The sequence below is a fragment of the Lagierella massiliensis genome (assembly GCF_001407835.1).
GTDB lineage: Bacteria > Bacillota > Clostridia > Tissierellales > Peptoniphilaceae > Mediannikoviicoccus > Mediannikoviicoccus massiliensis.
The window spans coordinates 46283-65112 of the sequence record NZ_CYUO01000004.1; the positions used below are offsets into that span (position 1 = coordinate 46283).

Below are 18830 nucleotides of genomic sequence, written 5' to 3' on the forward strand. Positions count from 1 at the left end.
CCCAGTCTAACTGGGGGTTTTCTTATACAATAAAAACCCACCAGTGAGGTGGGTTTTAAAATTCAAAAATACAAAGAAATTTAAAATAAGTAGAATGTCTTTCTTAGTTGTGGATTTGGTTCAATTATAAACTTTTTACAATTCATAAATCTCATTTGCAACTTCGTTCAAAAATTCTATATCATGGGAGACTACAAAAATCATTTTATCTTTATTTCTATATTTTTTGATTAATTCCGATATTTTTATCATATTTGAATAATCCATACCACTTGTAGGCTCGTCGAAATAGAGAAACTGAGAATCTTTACACATAACAGATGCTATTGCAAGTCTTTGCTTTTGCCCTCCCGATAAACTCATCGGATGTCTTTTGGTAAATTCATCTATACCTAAATCTTTTAATATGATTTTTGCCTTTTTCTCGTCAAAATTCTTTACTCCTAAGCTAAGCTCGTTGAATACTTCATCTGTAAATAATTGATGGTTTACGTCTTGCATAACAAGTGAAGAGTTTTTTAGTCTTTCTTTTTTAGATAGCTTCTCTCCCTTAAAATAAATTTCTTCTTTTGATTTTTTCTCAAGACCTATTAAACATCTTAAAAGCGTTGATTTTCCTTGTCCATTGAATCCTATTATGCCATATATTTTACCAAGTTTAAACGAAATGTCTTTTAAGCTTAAACACTCATCATCAGTAAATTTGTACCTAAGATTTTTTATCTGATACTCTCCGCCTTCTTTTAAATAAGGAACTTCTAATTTACTTAATTCTTTATCTCTTAAACTTAAAGCTTTCAATTCATTTTTATCAAACTTTAAAAATTCATTTATTGTATAAATTTTTTTAATCTTACCTTTGTCAATTATAAAGACACGATCAACTACGTCCATCAAATAATAAATTCTATGCTCAGCTGCAATTATGTTTATTCCTCTCTCTTTTAGAATTTTAAGCATCTTCGTCAAAACATCTATGCTTTTAATATCCAAATTTGATGAAGGTTCATCCATAACTATGATCTTTGTGCCTGCTATATAAGAAGCGGCAATGCAAAGTATTTGTTTCTCACCGCCGGATAGATTAAATATATTTCTGTTCAAAAGATTTTTTATCGGGAATATCTCAAGCATATCCTTCAAACGCCTGTCCATCTCTTCTCTTGCAAGACCAATATTTTCTAAATAGAACAATAATTCTAATGTCGTATTAACATTAAAGAAATATGTCTTAGGGTTTTGAAAAACAGTTGAGACAAGCATTGAGATTTGATAAAGCTCCAAATCTTTTATATTTTTACCATCAATAATTATTTCGCCCTTTGTCTTTGCGTTATCATACCTTACAGCTAAGCCATTGATTGAATTTATTAAAGATGACTTACCACTTCCACTTTTTCCTGTAAATAGCACGCACTCTCCCTCGGCTATGGATAGTGATATATCATCTAATATATGCTCTTCACCATAATCAAGACTTAAATTTTTTATTTTTACCATATTAAGCCTCCTACAATAAGTCCAGCAACCGCTAATATATAAACAAAATCAATTAGCTGTATCTTTACAGGGATATATCTGGTCTTAGCAACTGGACTTTCTATTGCCTTTGTTTCTGCCGATTTTGCAATGTCATCTGCAATGTTCGAAGATATAATTAGTAGTGGAACTGAAACATATTCAAGATATCTAATTGGATTTTTAAAATTTATCCCTCTTACTCTCATAGCCATTTTTATGTTCTTCTTCTCTTCTTTAAATGATGGGAAAAATCTAAACATAACCGCAATAGGTATGGATACATTCTTTGAGATCTTAAGCTTATCCATTGACGAAATTATTGTGCCTACGTCAGAAGTTTTTATCATAAGACTAGCAGCCATAAATGGCAAAATAAACATCCTAATCACAATAGGTATACTTAAAAACATCTTAAGTAAAGGGTTTAATGTGGATAGAACCATAAAATTTGGTAGCGAATAAAGTATCCCACATAAAACTATCCATTTTAAAAGTGTTTTTTTGTATCCATTCAAATAAAGCAAAATACCAATAAGACAAACAATCGCTAGCTCAAAACGAATGTTTATGCTATGCATAACAGTTAATCCAGTAAAGAATACAACTAAAATTTTACTGATAGGATTGGGATTAAAATAGGTCTTTGAATAAGCAGGCATTATACAATGCCCGCTTTACTAAAGTGTTTTTTCAATAAAGCCTTGCCTATATATGCTCCAATAAATCCCCCTACAATTGCTCCTAAAGCTACTAAAACCATATGAGGATATGTTATTAGTTTTTCCAAGGCTACTACATAGTCATCCCCCATCATCCTACAATACTCTATATATACTTCTTTTGCCAAAAGCATTTGCATCATAGAACTACAAATCCATGTGCTAAAAATGGTATAAGATATCATATTGTATTTAAATGAATTATAGTTTCCAATCTTTCTAATTAACTCTGCTATTATCATTACTATAAGCGATAGAACTAAAACTACGTAGGTATGACCAGCTGCAAACATCACAAGTGGTGATATCATTCCGAAAATAAATAATGCCCATGGCTTTTGAACTTTAGTCATAAATAACATAACTACAGTTCCTGCAATTATGCCCAGAACTGCCGGATATATTAAAAACAATATTGGAATCATTCCCATCATGCCAATACCAAACATCAAAACGAAATAAATTACGCCAAAAACACCGATAGTTACTAAATCTTTCACATTTAATTTTTTATTATCCATTTTATACCTCCTAATAAATAAATTCTTCTGCCATTTTTGTCTTTTTTATTAAATTCTTGTAAACTTTTGATTTTTGTAAAAGCTCTTCATGTTTGCCTTCACTTTCTACTCTTCCGTTTTCAAGAACTACTATCTTGTCAGCATTTTCTATGGATTTCATTCTGTGTGAAATGATTACAACAGTTTTATCTTTAATTAAATTATTTAAAGACTCTTGAATTTTTTTCTCATTGTCAACATCAAGGCTGGCTGCTATCTCATCTAAGATCAAGATTGGTGCATCTTTTAAGAAGGCTCTGGCTATTGATAACCTTTGTCTTTCTCCTCCTGATAGCTCAGCTCCGTTCTCACCAATAACTGTATCGAAACCCTTATCCATTTTTTCTATAAAATCTGTGCAGTTTGCAAGTTTTGCTGCTCTTTTAACTTCTTCGTCACTTGCATCTTGCTTTCCGATTCTAATATTTTCCATAACGCTTTGATTAAAGAGAACCACATCTTGGAAAACAATAGACACCTTATCAAAAAGAGATTCTGTTGATATTTCTTTTATGTCTTTACCATCAATTAAGATTTGTCCATCTTCATAATCATAAAGTCTCGATATAAGTTTCAAGATAGTTGTTTTACCGCAGCCACTTGCACCTACCAAAGCAGTAACCTCTCCCTGCTTAGCTTTAAAGCTTACACCATTTAAAACTTTTGCGTCTTTATTGTAGTCAAACTCAACATCTTTTAGATCAATATCGAATTTTTTTAATTCATAGTCTTCGCCTTCTTGAAGATTTTGATTTTGAATTTCTTTTAATCTTTCTATTTTGGGCGATAAATAAAATATTTCCATCAAGCCCTCTTTAGATGCATCTAGAGAGTCTTTTATCTTTATAGCCGCTAGTAAATATCCTACAAGGTAGAGAGCACTTATCTCTTTATTAATAATTAGATTTACGCCAACAAATATTACGACAGCAAGGGAAATAAAGCTAAATATTGATGACAATGACATAGTTAAAATAAGTCCTATTTCTGTCTTTAAGTGCACTTTTTCACTTTTATCCATTTTTTCATATAGCTTTTCTTTCATTTTCTCTGATAAGCCATAGGCTTTAATCTCCATTTGCATTTCTATATTTTCTTGAAAGCTTTCTGAGTTTGCTCTCAAGACGTTATAATATTCTTTCTCTCCCTTAACTGAATGTTTTTTAGACAAGGGGATAAATATAAAACTTAATATAGTTGGAATAATTACAGCTAAACCCATCTTGACATTGCTAATTAGCATCATGATAGATATTAGTGGGAAGAATAATACCATGCCGCCCACTTTTGGTATTGCGTGGCTCATTGCATGCTCTATACCTTCAATATCAGCCATGATTGTTTGTGATAGGTCGGAAATATCATGCTTAGAAAAGTATGACAGAGGTAGTTTTGATAAATTCTCTGCTGTCCTTATTCTTAAGTCCGCACTTTCTTGATAGGTTGTGCTATATAATTTATCGTATTCGATAGAAAGCAAAATATACATTGCTATCAAGGTCAAAACTGAGAATACTATATAAAATCCCTTGCTTTTGCCCATATTTTCCAAAACTTCCTGAGCAAAAATCATAAGTAATATGGCAGGAAGCATGTTTATACAATAAACGAAAAATGAGGACAGTGTTGCTTTAGTTAGATTTCTTGCTCCCTTATCTGTAAGAGCAAATCTTTTTTTATAAAACTCCTTCATTTGAAACCCTCCATTCATTCGCACTGTTAAACATCTCTTGCAGCCTCTTATAGCTTGTATCTCTTGACATTAATTCTTTGTCAGAGCCTCTTTCTATAATTTTTCCACTATCCATCACAATAATTTCATCAAGATCTTTAATTGTAGATAGCCTGTGTGCTATCATGATAACTGTTTTATCCTTCATAAGATTTTTGAAAGCTTTTTGTAGTTCATACTCGTTATCTGGGTCAATTGATGCCGATGCCTCATCCATAATAATAATTTTGGAATCCTTTAAAATCGCTCTAGCAATTGCAATTCTTTGTTTTTCTCCACCAGATAAATAAACTCCTTTTGAACCTATAATTGTGTTTTCTCTTTCTGGGAATTTATCTAGTATCAAATCGCATCCTGCTAGTTTTAAGGCTTTCATAACGTCATCTCTTGCCGCTTCTTTATTAGCTAAAGCTACATTGTCATAAATGCTTTTCTTGAATAATTTTGAATCTTGAAAAACAAAGGAAATGGCTTTAATTAAGGCTTCGTCAGAATATTCACTTATTGCTATGCCGCCTATCTTTATGCTTCCTTCGTTAACATTGTAAAAACCTGATATAAGTTTTGCTACCGTTGATTTGCCTGATCCAGATGAACCGACTAGTGCATAAGACTTTCCCTCTTCTAATTTAAAGGATAGATTTTCAATGACAGCTTTATCATTATAAGCAAAGCTTACATTCTCAAATTCTATATTATAGTTTTTAAAATTATTGACATTACCATGCACTAATTTATCTTTTTGCATATCCTCGTATAGTGCCTCTAAAGTATCTACTGCATAATTGCCTTGAGAAATGTACATAGAGTACCACATCATTCTCATAAATGAAACAAAGAGAACTCCTGATAAAAATAAAATCATTATAAGCTCAAGTAATATCATCTTGGTGCTGCCTAAACTAGTCATAAAATAAACTATAGGAATAATTAAAATTGCAATTAAACCAAAAAATAACCATTGATACAAAACATAAGGTTTTTTACAAGATAGTGAATAATCATAAGCATACTTTGAGTAATCTTTTATCGCCTTATAAAAGCTTTTAAATGACTCTACATTTGCTCTAAATATCTTTACTACCTGCATCCCTCTAACGTATTCAACAGTTTCAGCGCTTAGTTTAGATAGAGCTTCTTGGTATATCTGCATAAATTTTTGCTCGCCCATCATTGCCCCTAAAATTAAGCCGCCAATTATTGTAAGAGCAAGCAAGGTGATGCCAACCCTTATGCTTACTATAAAGCCAAGTGCAAGTACAAGCACGGGTGTAACTATTGCCTGAGAGCTATCAGGTATCATATGGGCTACTACTTGATGAGTTTGTGCGGCATTGTCATCTATAATCTTTCTTATTTGACCAGATGGGTTTAGGTCAAAGAACCTAAAACTTGCTTTCTCTAAGCCATCAATCCCTCTTTTTCTTAAATTTGTTTCAAGCCTAAATCCCAAGATGTGTGAAAACGTTGCTGAAACAATATAAAATATTGCTCCACTGGTTAGTGTAATAACTGATTTTAATGCTAAGCTCTCTGCGCCGGATAAATTTGAATTAATTATTAACTTATCTAGAAATTTGTAGATTAAATAATATCCATATACCGTAAGTACAGCAGATATGGCAGAAAAAACCATAGCTAAAACCCCAAGATGTTTTTTATCCTGTACATAAGCAAATAGTTTTTTGTAAATCTTCATAATCTTATCTCCTTTCTTTGATATTCCTTTTAGATTGGTTTTAGTATAATGATATCAATTATCATTCCATTTACAGTATACATTTGGTATAATCAGTAATGCAATAACTTGCTAAATATAAGGCTAATTGGAATATTGTCTAAAAGGGATAGTGTATTATGACTTATTATGATTTTGTAAGAGAATATATGGAAGTAGATGAATGTAAAAACAATAGGAAATATTCAAGTGCAGGGTATACATTTTGTTGGAGTAAAGATGATTCAACTTATGCAGAAGGGCTTTATTGGTTTTATGAAGGAGATGGATTTATTATTGATGTCCATGATTTTTATATCAAAGAAGAAGTAGTTCAAAATAGTACCTATAGTATGGCGGATTATGTTTCAATTTATTCAAGTTACATTGTCAGTGCAAATGGAGAAAAGTTTAATCCATATCAAACACTTACTGCAAACTCATTATGTACTTTTGACTTTGACAATATAAAAGACGATTTTGTTTTTTTATTACACGAGAATTGTTGTTATCTTGCTGTTTCCATTGGTTTTAAAAAAGAGCTAATAGAAAAACATTTATCATCTATTAACATTAATCCAGAGTCATTTTATGGGGCTTTACTTCAACCAAATCAAATAATTCTTACAAAATCCTTAGAAAAAGTGGCAATGGAAATATTAAATTGTAAGATGGACTCTCCAGCCGCTGATTTTTTCTTTAAAGCCAAAGCAAATGAATGGGTAAGTATTGTAATCGACACCTACTTAAATAGGAAAAAATATAAAATTGAATCTGATGATAATAAAGCACTTGAAGATGTGGCAAGATTCTTGGATGATCATTTCGCCATGAATGTAAATCAAGAAACCCTTGAAAAAATATCTAAAATGAGTGGAACTAAATTAAAAAATTTATTTAAGGAAAAATATTGTCAAAGCATTACAGAATACACCCAGAGAAAAAGAATGAATGTGGCTGAGACTCTTCTCTTAAATACCGAACTACCTATAAAGGAAATAGCTGAATCTGTTGGATACACATCCCATAGCAAATTTTCTATTTATTATAAAAGATACAAGGGAAAGCTTCCTAGCGAGGTACGTGATTTAACTTGCAATCATCATAATTTAAAATGCGAGTACTGTGATTAATAAAAATTTAGTTTACCAGTTACACACCCATATCTTATGTGCGTCTAAATATATATATTGGTGTGTAACTCTACCCTATTAGGAACAATAAATAAGACCTTTAAGTCATTGTCCTCTTAGTCTGATGCTAAAAATAGCTAAATTTATCAATATTAAATCATATCTTTCAACCTCCATTTCTTTCTATTATTTTATTTTAAAACTCTCTCAAATACTTCCTGGTTTAATTCTAGAAATATTTATTTTTAATCAATAAAATTACTACCATAATTCAACTTAACTTTTTTATTCCCATCCATCTTCATCCATAACCATACATATTTTTAAACTTTAATTGACTTAATAGGACTTTAAAAGTATAATATAGTCATTAAGAGTCTTGTTTTTTATATTAATAGGTCATTTAGTGACTTGAATCAATTTTAATTGTAAATTAGGACTTAGTGAATAAAGGAGGATGAGTATGAACTTTGCCACAAAATTAAAGGACTTAAGAATAAAAAAGAACTTAACTCAGGAAGAACTTTCTAAAAAATCTGGAATCTCTATAAAATCCATATCCAGGTATGAACTGGGTGAAACTGTTCCCCGTTCTGAAAAATATTATGAGAAATTAGCCAAAGCTTTAGATGTTGATAGCGACTATTTTCTTTCTCAAGAGACCAATTTTTTACTTAATGTTAAAAAGGAATTTGGTTATAAGGGTGCAAAGGATGCTGAGGACATAGTCAATGGAGTAATTGGACTAATGGCTGGTGGAGAACTACCAGAGGAAGACAAGGCAACCATATTAAATGCTATGCAGGAAGCTTTTTATATGGCAAAGATTGAAAATAAGAAGTACACGCCGAAGAAGTTTAGAATTGAAGAAGAATAAAATTGAAGTATTGTTGAAAGGAGGGTTTCATGAGTAATCAAATATCAACAATATATGATGATGTACAAAATTTAATAAGCTTGCATGGCACCAGGGACCCTCAAATTATTTTGCAAGAAAGAAATGTAACCCTTATTCCCTTCAAGGAAAAAACGAAGTTATTGGGAATGTACAAGGTCATTCTTAGGAATGAATTTGTGTTTTACAATCCATATGTTGATGAAAGGATTTTAAATATGGTCTTTGCCCATGAGCTTGGACACAATGTCTATCATGGCAATTTTGCTAAACATAAGGAAATTTTTGAATATGAACTTTTCAATATAACTAACTCCACTGAGCTTGAGGCAAATATTTTTGCTGCACATCTCTTAATTGACGAAGAGGAGCTTATGGAACATATTTTACTTGGCGAAGATTACGAAGCTCTATCAAAAATTTTCAATGTAAACATCAATCTAATGATCTTTAAATTAAATGAAATGTATAGAATGGGCTATCCAATTAATCGGTTAGATTTGCCTAATAATAATCAGTTCTTTACTAAAATTGACGGAACCGATAAGAAAAACGAAGAGCTTTTTTAAAAGTAGTAGAAGGAGGGGTTATGGGTATTATAGATTATTCTTTAGAACCAAAATCTGATATTGCTTTTGTGGATATGAAAAGTTTTTATGCCAGTGTTGAATGTGTTAAAAGAAATCTAAATCCTCTTACTACATCCCTTTGCGTAATGAGTAACTCAGACAATTCTTCTGGGCTTACCCTTGCCAGTAGTCCCACTTTTAAAAAAGTTTTTGGTAAGAAAAATGTTGGTAGAGCCAGGGATCTCCCCTTTGATATCCAAACGAGAAAGTTTTCTTTTGAAAATGCAAAAAATCAAAAATTGGATATTACAAGGGATTACATTGACTATGTGGAAAGATGGGCAGAAAAGACTTTGATTGTCCCTCCTCGAATGAGCTTATATATTGAAGAAAACTTAAAAATTCAAAAAGTTTTTCAAAATTACGCTCCAAAAGATGAAATACATCCCTATTCTATTGATGAGTCATTTCTTGATTTAACAGGGTCTTTAAATTATTTTGTACCTAATAGGAACATGACTAAGAAGGATAAATTGGACTGTGTTTCTGCAAAGATTCAAAATGAAATTTGGAAGGAAACTGGTATCTATTCAACGGTTGGAATGAGTAACTCTAATCCATTACTCGCTAAGTTGGCCCTTGATAATGAAGCTAAGACCACAAGGCAGATGAGGGCAAACTGGTCCTATGAAGATGTGGAAACTAAGGTATGGAATATTAAAAATCTTACAAGCTTTTGGGGAATTGGAAGTAGAACTGCTACAAGGTTAAATAGACTGGGAATTTATTCCATTAGGGACCTTGCCAATTATAATGTGGATATTTTGAAAAAGGAATTTGGTGTAATCGGTGTGCAGCTTTGGTTTCATGCAAATGGTGTTGATGAATCTAAGGTAAATGTCCCCTATATAGCAAAGTCAAAAAGTTATGGCAATTCACAAGTACTACCAAGGGACTATGATAGTCAAAGTGAAATTGAAATAGTTTTAAGGGAAATGGCTGAACAAGTTGCCACAAGAATTAGAAAAAAGAATAAAAAAACTGGTCGAATTTCCATTTACATTGGTTTTTCATATAAGGAAGACATGAAGTCTATTAAGGCTCAAAAAAGTATAAATCCAACAAATTCTACAAATGTTTTATCGAATGAAGTAATAAAACTTTTTAGAGAAAGGTATAGAGGTGGTGCCGTAAGAAATATTGGTGTGACCTATGGCAAATTAGTCGATGACAGTTTTTTTAATTATACTTTTTTAAATGATGTGGAAAAATTACAAAAACAAGAAATTTTGGATAAGACATTTGATGAAATAAGAGATAAATTTGGTTATACTTCTATCCTTTCTGGATTTTCACTAATGGAAGGATCAAGAGTTATTGAAAGAAGTAAATTAATCGGCGGCCATGCCGGTGGAATGGACGGTATTATATGATTGTAAGAGATTATCTTAACTATGAATCAGCAAGGAAATATGTGGATAGAGGAATGGCAAAATGGATGGGCTTTTTCATTTCTGAACACACCAGTGCCCTATTACAAATGGGAAATGAAATAAATTTTTCAAATCAGATGAAGGAAGAAGAAATCCTTATGCTCTTGAGGCAAGTCTACCTAAATAATCTTGAAATTATTTTATATACTAACGAGAGCTATAAACCATATATTGGCAAAATAATAGATCTGGAAAATTTAAGCATCTACTTTAGAACTGAATCGGCAGTTAAGAAGATTCTATGTAAAAACATCATCAGATTAAGACTTTTGGAGAATGAATCATGAATGAATTACAAAAAAATAGTATTCAATTTGATTACTTTTCAAATAATTATGAGAAATTTGAGAAGGATTTTTATGAATTTGTAGATACAAACATTCCCCTTACTTTTTTAGTTGACGATATTCTCCACTGCTTAAGTTCATCCAATAAAAACTATTTTATGCTTAATAATAGGAATTCAAAGGATAAAAAGGAACATTACTTTTTCTTTAAGAGAAATCATATTGAGGAAAATAAAAATATTATCGTATATTCTTACTTAGGCCATCAATGTAGATAGAAACCCACCAATAGGTGGGTTTTTTATATGGAAATACTTTTTGTGAAGTAATTTTCGCTAATATGTTTATGGTCGATTATAATTACTGTTTTTGATTCTAAGTATTTCATAATATCATCAAATATTTCATAGAAAAGAATTTCGTCAAGTCCTGTACTTATTTCATCAAAGATATATAATTCACAGTCTTTATACAATGCCCTTGCTAATAAAACCCTTGTCTTTTCTCCACCTGATAGAGTACTATTATCAAATCCGATGTTGTTCGTACAATATTTTTTAATAACTTCATCTAATCTACAAATTTTAATAATCTGATTCAATTTATCTTCGTCTATATTGGATTTAAATGTAATGTTATCTACAATCGACATATTAAATAATTTATTTTCTTGAAAAACTGCTGACAGAGATATTGTTTTATTTTCTTTTCCATCAACATATATATTGCCAGTAGTTGGTTTGTACATATTGGTGATTAATTTTGCAATAGTTGATTTACCTGATCCCGTTCTTCCATTTATCTTTAATTTATCTCCTTTATTTATGATTAAATTAAAATTTTCTAAAATGTGATTATCTCCATAATTTAATGAAACATCTTTAAATTCAATTGTAGTAAAATCGTCAATTAAATTTATATTCTCTTTCTCTATGATTTCAAAGGTATCATCTATTCTCTTAACGGAATTCTTAAAAGCAGAAATTTCTTTTTGATTTTCTATTATATTAAATATAGGATCAGTAATCATTGATGCATATAAAATTATTGCAATTAATGCACCAACAGATAAACTACCTTGACTAACACGCATTCCTCCAATAAAGATTAAAATAGCCATAATAAGATTAAACAGTAAACTGACAAGTGCTTGAGATACATTTTTAATGTTTACAATTTTTTTATCCAGCTTATTTAACTCATAGTTTTCTTTGAGAAATTCACTGGTAAAAACTTTCTCTTTGTTAAATAATTTAATGTCCCTGGCACCTACAATTATGTCAAAAAATTTATTTATAACATTAAGCCTTTGAATTTGACTATTTTTAGATGCTATTTCTGAATTCTTTAAAATTTTTTGAATTACAATAGTTGAAATGGCAGAAATTAAAATCATAGCAAATAACATAATGTAGTCATATTTTATTATTATAATCGATCCGATTACAAAACTTGATATTGAAAAACCTAATTCAAAAACAAGAGGTATAAGTTTGTCATCGAGGGATTTTAAATCATCAATAAGAACGTTAAAAACATTGCTTTGACCAGCTTTTTCTAATAGATCAATCTTTGTGCTAAGAATGCTTTCAACAATCTCATTCCTTATATCTCTATTCAGATTAAGTTCAAATTTTGAACCAAAGTTGACAAGAATAATCCTAAACATATTAACAAAAATATATACCAATGAATAAAATATTATATTTTTTATAAAATCACTTGTGTTACCCATTGTTAAGTAATCTATTACCTTTTGAATGAAAATCATAGGAAGTATACTTAAACTTCCTACGACTATCCCTGTTAAAAATAATAATAAAATTTTAGAAAAATTATTTTTATATTTATCTCTTATCATAATTTCCTCATTTAACTATATAAAATCATGTACCTTTTATATAGATGCGAATGTTCTACTGTTTATATTCATCTTCATCCCATGGAACTATTACATCTTCTAAAATATTTTCCCTTTCAAATCTGTAATGCCCTGTTATTGGGGAGCGTTTAATATAGTCGTCTTCTCTCTTAAGCTGTCCTCCATTATGAAATATAAATGGAAATCCCTCGCTATTTCTATTATCAGAACACATTCCTATGTGAAAATCATTTGGTCCAAATATTATTATATCTCCTGGTTGGAAGTCCTTTGGATCCTTTACTTCATTTGTCAAAACCGTGCAGTAATTTTCAAAAAATGGTCTTAATGTCTTAACTCTTCTAAAGTCAATGTTGTTGTCGGGTTTTTCAACCATTGGGTAGCGCTCTGGGGACCTTTCAATATCTTTATTTAACATGGATCTTAAAGAGTAACCTGCTTCTCTAAATGCTCTCCATATAACATCGGTGCAAACGCCGCTATTTTCATCTGGGTAGCCATTGTTGTCCTTTACATAGTCTGGAACATATTTTGGATGGTTTTTTGCATCTTTTCTTGCTCCATTTACAAAGTCTCCGTAGTCATCTACTCCATTTTCATTGTAATCGGAGTTTGATTTTATATTTAGTTTTTTAAATTCTTTATTTTTCCCATCTTCATATAGAACATCCTTTAAAATAGGACCATTTAAAATAACTTTTGCATTTTCACTTTTGTAAAGAAATAGTACAAATAGGGCTGCTATTATTAAAACGGGAATTATAATATATCTTTTTTCTGTTTTCATTTCACTCACCTTTTCTTAGCTCTATTTTATACTTTTTTACATTATATTTCACTAACTTTGACATATTGTAACAATTTTTCACCCTTTTAATGTTTTTATATTCGATGTAGAATGTATGAGAGGAGATTTGTATGGATGAAAATAATATAGAAGATGTGTACTTAACATGTGAAGAGCCCTTTATATATAAACTATTAATCACTGTGGGAGGCTTTTTTGGAGCATATACATTTATACTTCGTGGGGGAGTTTTTTGTAATGCACAAACTGCCAATGTAGTGCTTTTTGCCATAGCTCTCGGAAAAGCCGATTGGACCAGAGCACTACATCTACTCTTGCCGATTTCCGTTTATTTTTTTGGTTCCTTTTTGTCGGAACATTTAGGAAGAACTGTAAAAAAATTTTTCTTTTTACGATGGGATACCTTATTAATTGGAATTGAAATCATAATTGTATTTATTTTAGGTTTACTACCAAAGTCTGCACCAGACCAAATATGTCAAGTTGCGTTAAATTTCATTTGTTCAATGCAGTTTAACACATTTCGTCAAGTTCGGGGAACACCGGCGGCTACAACTTTTGTAACAAACCATATTCGTCAAGTTGGTTCAAACCTTTCGGTTTATTTGAGAAAAAAAGATGATTACTCTAAGAATAAATTAAAGATCCATGGATCTATGATTTTTTATTTTATTTTGGGAACTGTGCTTAGTACCATAAGTATTAAATTTTTTAATTATAAATCAATTTGGGGAGCTTGTATATTACTTTTGATTATCTTTATAAAACTTTTTTATGCAGATAGAGTTATTGAAAGGGAAATGTTTAATAGAAAACCCCATGGACATTAAAACACCGACCTTATGGTCGGTGTCTTTATAGAAATTTCATTCTACTTGGATCAATATCTCTTTCTATTTCGTGAAATCCTTTAATGACAATGTCATTTTCTTTAATGATTTCTTCAATCTTCTCCTTGTCTTCTATGTTGTCATAGAGAATTGATATTCCACAACACACATCTAAAACTCTTGGAGTTGGTGCAATAGTTGCTTTAATATTGTTTTCTTTTATTAAGCTATAGAGTTTTTGACCATTTTGTACATCTTCAAATAGAATGTAGTTTTGTTTACTTTTCATTTTCAATCATTTCAACGAATGCTTCTATTCTTGTCTTTAGTTGTTCAGCATCTTCATCAGTATAGTCTGTTTCTATTCCAAGTACAGGAATGCCTGCTTCTTTAAGTTCTTTTTCTACTATGTGACCTTCTGTATCATATATGTTACAGAATTTAAGGTTAACGTCTATAACTCCATCTACATTATATTCTTTTGCAAGTCTTATAATATCTTCAACTCTTTCGTGATTTGGAGTATAACAAGCACAGTTGATTCCCTTCATATATCTATCTGTTAGATGTGAAACCATTTCGTCTATAGTTTCGCCAGATTCGTCAACTGTAAGTTCGAAATATCTTGAACCTGTACACATTTCTTCACATACTACAGCTGCTCCACTGCTTTCTATGATGTGATGTAGTTTCCAGTTTGGAATTGAAAGTGGTGTTCCTGTAAGCATAAGTCTTGTAGCGCCTTTTTTGTAAACAGAAACATTTTCTTCTTTTCTCTTATCAAGTTCGTCACATAGTTCGTTAACCATTTGTGCAAATCTTGTTGGGTCGTCATAGAATGCAATTTGAGAAATAAGTAGACAGTCTTTACCGCTTATTGGTACATTGTCTAACTTTCTAAATTCCCAAAGTCTTTGCATTGCTCTTCTCTTGTTGTTAATAAGAACTATTGCATCATGTAGTGATTCTGCAGTAAGTTTGTTTCCTGTAAGCTCTTCGATTCTGTCTATGTATCTATAAACTTCGTCCTTAAAGAACTCAACGTCTTTATCTCTCTTCATTTGTGGTAAGTCAAAAACGTACATTGGTGCATCTTTTGATAAAATTTCCCATGCCTTTTTCTTACCGTCACATGTAGTTTCTCCAACGAATAGGTCTGCTATTCTGAAAAAAGGACAAGTTCTTTCAAATCTTGCACCTAATGATGCTTTTATTAGTGGACAAGTTGCTGTTGGAAGATGTTTTTCTCCTCCTGGTACCCAGAATTGTGATCCTGAGCAAAGTCCAGTGTTAATTGCTCCACAACCAAATACTACTTCATCAGGAACGTGAATACAGAATGTTCCTACTACCTTTCCTCCATTTTTTTGGAACTCAATAAGTTCTGCTGGTCTTATTCCATGGATTTCTGCAACAACCATGTTAAAGTAATCCATTTTTTCTGGTCTGTTTTCTTGTGATAGATAAACGTCCCCAAATGCTTGTGGTAAAACTTCACATAAAACGTCATGAGTTTCTACGTCCATTCCTAAATCTTCCCACATTTTTCTGTAATCTGCCATGAATTATTCCCCCTTTAATATTTTATGGTTTTATAATCAATATCAAATTGGTTACAGCCTCGAATTATATAGTCGGGTTCTAAATTAAATTTTCCATATTTTTCTTTTATAAATTCAAAACCGCTACTTTCGTAGTCTTTATGAAGTTCTCCTTCACAAAAGTAACCCTCATTGATTAATTGAACTATTTTTTTATAAATTCCAGCTCCCGCTTGTATTTTAGCTACTTCCTTCTCTCTAAAACTTTCATCAATATGTCCCCTAATAAATGAAAGTCTCTCGTCTACATCAAAGATAAACTTAGAAAAGTATTCTACTTCGTATATCCTTTTCTCATCCACATCACATTTTCTTAGCTTACCTATTGCACTTGAAATCTGTTTTGATTTTTCCACAATATCCACAAATTTATCCATATTGAAAGGCTCTTTTGACTTTTCTTCCATAAACTTAATTAGGGATTTGTAATCGTTGTCTTTGTAAATATAAACTTCTTTGTCCGTCTTCTCCTTTAATTTTTCATATCTTATTTTACAGTTATCATCCACTATAAAAAACTTTGAAGAGAACATAAATGGACATTTTCCAAGTTCTAAGTATGCAAATGATGAGTTTAACATATCACAGTAGTTATTGTCGTCATACCCTTCTGTTACATGCTTATCAATTCCATAGGAGTATAGTCCTTTGTATCCAAAGCTTTCTACTATCTCCCATGGAACTCTCCCCCAAAGCGAAATAACTTTACCTGTTTCACTTAAAGTTAATGCTTCAATATAAGCATTTTTTCTTATATCTAAATATTCCATTACTTTGCAAGCATTGCAGCTCCTATCGCTCCTGCAAATCTGCCATCTTCATGGGTACTAACATCTGCTTTTAGAAGTTCTTGCAAATGTTCAACCATGTAATCATTTCCTGCAAAACCACCTGTTAAGAAATATTGGTCTGATTTTGGAATTCTATTTACTAAAATTATTACTTTATTAATAATGGAGTGAATAACCCCACATGCAATGTCTTCCTTTGGTGTTCCCTTACCAATTAATGAGATGATTTCAGTTTCTGCAAATACGGTACACATAGATGATATCTTTATATCCTTTCCCTTTCTTGCAAGTGCAAACATCTCGTCAAGATCCACACCAAGCCTTCCTGCCATTACCTCTAAGAACTTTCCTGTTCCTGCAGAACATTTGTCGTTCATCTTAAAGTCATCTACAAAGTTGTCTCTAAAGCTTATAACTTTTGTGTCCTGTCCACCAATATCTATAATTGTAATATCTTTTCCAGGATTAAAGAAACTCGCTCCTTTTCCATGACATGTTATTTCTGTTATAACTTTGTCAGCAAAAGGCACAGAAACCCTTCCATATCCAGTGGCAACAACTTTTCTATTGTCCTCTGTTACTCCATTTTCTAAAAGCCATTCTTCAATATCTCTACTGGCTTGAACTGAACTCCAGCCAGTAGGCATGACTTTTTTATAAAGTATTTCTTTTTTTGAATCGTCTAAGACAACAACTTTTGAAGCTGTTGAACCTATATCAATTCCAACATTATACATATACATCACCACCTAAATTATATCACCAAATATCGATTTTGAAAAATTTATTAATAGTATAAATAATTTTTCCACTAAGATGAGTTTTATCTATCGATAAACTTAACGAATTAAAACTAAAAAACCCTCCTTACACATCGGTAAAGAGGGTGTATTGTATTTTTTTATTATTTTACAAATACTTCATATGCCTTTGAAGTCATATATGCATCTGCCTTTGAAAGAAGTTCTATAGGTGCGTGCATTGAAAGCATTGCTGTTCCAATATCAACAACTTCTGCGCCATAGGCTGCAAGTATATATGCAATTGTTCCACCACCACCTTGGTCTATCTTTCCAAGTTCTCCTGTTTGCCAAATTACACCATTTTCATTAAATAATGTTCTAAGTTCTTGTAAAAATTCTGTGTTTGCATCATTTGAACCAAACTTTCCACCTGAACCTGTATATTTTGCAAGTGCAACACCATGACCTACAAGTGCTACATTATTCTTTTCTGTAACTTCTGCAAAATTAGGATCAAAGGCAACTGTAACATCTGCTGAAAGAACCTTTGAATTTGCAAATGCTCTTCTTAAAAGTACATCTGAGTAGTTTTCAACTTGATTGTTCAATACTTCTGCAACCATATTTTGGAAGAAGTTTGCTCCCATTGATGCATTACCTACAGAACCTATTTCTTCCTTGTCAACAAATAGTGAAACTGCTGTTTTCTTTGGATTTTCAACTTTTAGTATAGCTTCAAGTGATGCATAAGCACAAACTTTATCATCGTGACCATATGAAGCTATTAGAGATCTGTCAAATCCAACATCTCTTGCTTTTCCAGCTGGAACTATTGTAAGTTCTGCAATTAAAAAGTCTTCTTCTACAAGTCCATATTCCTTATTTAAATATTTTAAAACACTGTCTTTGATAGGATTCTTTTCTTCATCTTTAGTTTTATATGATCTATGTCCTATAATTACATTTAGTTGTTCTCCTGTAATTCCTTCATCCATAGATTTCTTTCTTTGATCTTTAGAAAGATGGATTAAAAGGTCTGAAATATAAAATACAGGATCTTCTTCTTTTTCTCCAATCACAATATCAAGTTTCTTTCCATCTTTTGTAAAAGCTGTTCCATGAAGTGATAGAGGAAGTGTTGCCCATTGATATTTCTTAACTCCACCATAGTAGTGAGTCTTGAAGTATGCCATATGACCGTCTTCAAAAATAGGATTTTGTTTTAGGTCAAGTCTTGGAGAGTCTATATGAGAACCAAGTATATTCATACCTTCTGTTATATCTTCTCCAACAATCATCATAACAACTGATTTGTTCTTGTTGTTTAAATAGATTTTATCTCCCTTTTTAATCTTACCTTTTAATGCTTCTTCTAAACTTATAAATCCATTTTCTTTAGCTTTTTCAATTATTGTAACTGTAGCTTCTCTTTCAATCTTTGAATTATCCAAGAATTTTTTATATCTTTCTCCATATTCAAAAATTTCATTAATTTCCTTTTCAGAAAGTTCTTCCCAGATATTCTTCTTTTCATAATTTAATTCCATCT

At 31.2% G+C, this 18830-nt stretch carries 19 protein-coding genes; 7 read left to right on the top strand and 12 right to left on the bottom strand.

The window, feature by feature from the left end:
- Positions 1-135: 135 nt before the first annotated feature.
- From BN2746_RS00220 to BN2746_RS00240, 5 genes are read right to left on the bottom strand one after another with little or no spacing between them, the layout of a single operon-like run.
- The gene (locus BN2746_RS00220; RefSeq protein ID WP_055077858.1) at positions 136-1500 is read right to left on the bottom strand and encodes an ABC transporter ATP-binding protein; all 1365 of its coding nucleotides are present in this window, start codon (positions 1498-1500) and stop codon (positions 136-138) included.
- Positions 1494-2180, bottom strand: a complete 687-nt coding sequence (locus tag BN2746_RS00225; RefSeq protein WP_055077859.1) for an energy-coupling factor transporter transmembrane component T family protein — start codon at positions 2178-2180, stop codon at positions 1494-1496. The genes BN2746_RS00220 and BN2746_RS00225 overlap by 7 nt, the downstream gene beginning before the upstream one ends.
- The gene (locus BN2746_RS00230) at positions 2180-2761 is read right to left on the bottom strand and encodes an MptD family putative ECF transporter S component (protein ID WP_055077860.1); all 582 of its coding nucleotides are present in this window, start codon (positions 2759-2761) and stop codon (positions 2180-2182) included. Before BN2746_RS00230 ends, BN2746_RS00225 begins: the two co-directional genes overlap by 1 nt.
- Before the next feature lie 10 nt (positions 2762-2771).
- Positions 2772-4493, bottom strand: coding sequence for an ABC transporter ATP-binding protein (locus BN2746_RS00235; protein ID WP_055077861.1), 1722 nt, complete (start codon positions 4491-4493; stop codon positions 2772-2774).
- The gene (locus BN2746_RS00240; RefSeq protein WP_055077862.1) at positions 4477-6231 is read right to left on the bottom strand and encodes an ABC transporter ATP-binding protein; all 1755 of its coding nucleotides are present in this window, start codon (positions 6229-6231) and stop codon (positions 4477-4479) included. The genes BN2746_RS00235 and BN2746_RS00240 overlap by 17 nt, the downstream gene beginning before the upstream one ends.
- Before the next feature lie 158 nt (positions 6232-6389).
- Here BN2746_RS00240 and BN2746_RS00245 point away from each other — a divergent pair, with 158 nt between their 5' ends.
- The 6 genes from BN2746_RS00245 (at position 6390) to BN2746_RS00270 (ending at position 10904) form a co-directional block, all read left to right on the top strand.
- On the top strand, positions 6390-7382 hold the full coding sequence (locus tag BN2746_RS00245) for a helix-turn-helix domain-containing protein (RefSeq protein WP_055077863.1): 993 nt from the start codon (positions 6390-6392) through the stop codon (positions 7380-7382).
- Positions 7383-7845: 463 nt separating this feature from the next.
- Positions 7846-8259 (top strand): helix-turn-helix domain-containing protein, encoded by a 414-nt coding sequence (locus BN2746_RS00250; protein ID WP_055077864.1) that lies wholly within the window; start codon positions 7846-7848, stop codon positions 8257-8259.
- A 29-nt stretch (positions 8260-8288) separates the two neighbouring features.
- Positions 8289-8846: an ImmA/IrrE family metallo-endopeptidase gene (locus BN2746_RS00255; RefSeq protein ID WP_055077865.1), complete on the top strand. Its 558-nt coding sequence runs from the start codon at positions 8289-8291 to the stop codon at positions 8844-8846.
- A 20-nt stretch (positions 8847-8866) separates the two neighbouring features.
- On the top strand, positions 8867-10279 hold the full coding sequence (locus BN2746_RS00260) for a Y-family DNA polymerase (RefSeq protein WP_055077866.1): 1413 nt from the start codon (positions 8867-8869) through the stop codon (positions 10277-10279).
- Complete coding sequence (locus BN2746_RS00265; RefSeq protein ID WP_055077867.1) at positions 10276-10626, top strand: hypothetical protein; 351 nt, start codon at positions 10276-10278, stop codon at positions 10624-10626. The genes BN2746_RS00260 and BN2746_RS00265 overlap by 4 nt, the downstream gene beginning before the upstream one ends.
- Complete coding sequence (locus tag BN2746_RS00270; RefSeq protein WP_055077868.1) at positions 10623-10904, top strand: DUF5960 family protein; 282 nt, start codon at positions 10623-10625, stop codon at positions 10902-10904. Before BN2746_RS00265 ends, BN2746_RS00270 begins: the two co-directional genes overlap by 4 nt.
- A 23-nt stretch (positions 10905-10927) precedes the next feature.
- Here the strand turns inward: BN2746_RS00270 and BN2746_RS00275 are convergent, their stop codons facing one another.
- A complete protein-coding gene (locus BN2746_RS00275) occupies positions 10928-12487 on the bottom strand; it encodes an ABC transporter transmembrane domain-containing protein (RefSeq protein WP_055077869.1) in 1560 nt (519 codons plus the stop codon).
- 55 nt (positions 12488-12542) lie between these two features.
- Positions 12543-13295, bottom strand: a complete 753-nt coding sequence (locus BN2746_RS00280; RefSeq protein WP_055077870.1) for a DUF1287 domain-containing protein — start codon at positions 13293-13295, stop codon at positions 12543-12545.
- Between the two features lie 131 nt (positions 13296-13426).
- On the opposite strand from BN2746_RS00280, the gene BN2746_RS00285 reads away from it, so the two are divergent.
- Positions 13427-14146, top strand: coding sequence for a YoaK family protein (locus tag BN2746_RS00285; RefSeq protein WP_055077871.1), 720 nt, complete (start codon positions 13427-13429; stop codon positions 14144-14146).
- 25 nt (positions 14147-14171) lie between these two features.
- Here BN2746_RS00285 and BN2746_RS00290 read toward each other — a convergent pair whose 3' ends face one another.
- The 5 genes from BN2746_RS00290 to BN2746_RS00310 form a co-directional block, all read right to left on the bottom strand.
- On the bottom strand, positions 14172-14435 hold the full coding sequence (locus BN2746_RS00290; RefSeq protein WP_055077872.1) for a DUF3343 domain-containing protein: 264 nt from the start codon (positions 14433-14435) through the stop codon (positions 14172-14174).
- A complete protein-coding gene (locus BN2746_RS00295; protein ID WP_055077873.1) occupies positions 14425-15708 on the bottom strand; it encodes a double-cubane-cluster-containing anaerobic reductase in 1284 nt (427 codons plus the stop codon). The genes BN2746_RS00290 and BN2746_RS00295 overlap by 11 nt, the downstream gene beginning before the upstream one ends.
- A gap of 14 nt (positions 15709-15722) precedes the next feature.
- A complete protein-coding gene (locus tag BN2746_RS00300; RefSeq protein WP_055077874.1) occupies positions 15723-16517 on the bottom strand; it encodes a 2-hydroxyacyl-CoA dehydratase family protein in 795 nt (264 codons plus the stop codon).
- Positions 16517-17275 carry an acyl-CoA dehydratase activase gene (locus BN2746_RS00305; protein WP_055077875.1) on the bottom strand — a complete coding sequence of 253 codons (759 nt, stop codon included), beginning with the start codon at positions 17273-17275 and terminating at the stop codon, positions 16517-16519. The genes BN2746_RS00300 and BN2746_RS00305 overlap by 1 nt, the downstream gene beginning before the upstream one ends.
- A 167-nt stretch (positions 17276-17442) precedes the next feature.
- Positions 17443-18828, bottom strand: a complete 1386-nt coding sequence (locus BN2746_RS00310; protein WP_055077876.1) for an aminopeptidase — start codon at positions 18826-18828, stop codon at positions 17443-17445.
- Between the last annotated feature and the right edge of the window lie 2 nt (positions 18829-18830).